This window comes from Psychrobacter sp. H7-1 (assembly GCF_904846585.1).
Taxonomy (GTDB): Bacteria; Pseudomonadota; Gammaproteobacteria; order Pseudomonadales; family Moraxellaceae; genus Psychrobacter; species Psychrobacter raelei.
Genome location: NZ_CAJHBH010000100.1, coordinates 1 through 1,057, shown reverse-complemented (window position 1 = coordinate 1,057; position 1,057 = coordinate 1). Strand labels below are relative to the sequence as shown.

Annotated in this window: 2 protein-coding genes; both read left to right on the top strand. The window is 44.8% G+C overall.

The window, feature by feature from the left end:
- A partial coding sequence (locus JMX92_RS13710; protein WP_201546155.1) for an IS630 family transposase occupies positions 1 to 488 on the top strand: 488 nt, incomplete at its 5' end.
- Entirely contained in the window at positions 485 to 1,039 is a 555-nt protein-coding gene (locus JMX92_RS13705) for an IS630 family transposase (protein WP_201546156.1), read from the top strand. The genes JMX92_RS13710 and JMX92_RS13705, both read left to right, overlap by 4 nt.
- Positions 1,040 to 1,057: the final 18 nt, after the last annotated feature.

Genomic DNA, 1,057 nt, shown 5'->3' with positions numbered 1-1,057 from the left:
TGATGACCATACCAATACATAACCTAGAAGACCATGACTTTGGCAAACACTCAAAGACTGAGCGCAATCCCAGAGCCCGACTACGCCTGCTCATCTTATACCAATACAGTATGGGCAAAGCCACTAACGATATTGCCAAAGATCTTTGTATTCACCCTCAAACTGCCAGGCGCACCTTGAAACGATATCAGGAACGAGGACTTGAGAGTCTCTATGATCGTCATCGTCGAGGTCGTCACAGCAAATTGGCAGAAGCAGACATAGCCGCTTTTAAAGCCATGATAGTCTCTGAACAAGACAAGCGAGCTGGCGGTCGTTTGACCGGTAAAGATATTCAGCAATTGGCTAAAGAACACTACAACGCCCACTATACCGTCAATGGTATCTACGAGCTGCTTAAACGTATTGATATGAGTTGGATAAGTGCTCGTAGTCAGCATCCAAAAGCAGACCCACAAGCTCAAGACGCTTTTAAAAAAACTTTATAGCACAGGTTAAGGCGTCCCTACCTACTGAGGTAAGCCTAGATCACGTAGATATATGGTTTCAAGATGAAACTCGAATAGGACAACAAGGGTCATTGACCAGAGTTTGGCATTACCGCGGTGAGCGACCTCGACTGATCAAGCAGCAGCAGTTTAACTCCGCTTATCTGTTTGGTGCCTTTTGTCCAGCGACAAAGAAGGCGGTAGGCTTAGTACTGCCTTCAGTGAATAAACATACCATGTTATTGCATATGCAAGAGATTAGTAAAGCCGTACCAAAAGGACGTCATGCGGTGGTGGTGATGGATGGGGCATTATGGCATCAACCAAGCTTGAATCAGGCTAATGTCACTATGCTTAAACTACCGCCTTATTCACCTGAGCTGAATCCTTCTGAGAGAGTATGGCAGTACCTTAAGCAAAATGAGTTATCCAATCGTTGTTATGACAGTTATGAGGCTATTGTCGATGCCGCTTGCTTGGCTTGGAATAATTTGCTTAAACAGCCACAAAGAATTCGGTCGTTAACTGCTCGTGCTTGGGCGCAACTTTAATTGTTGGGTTTGGTATTA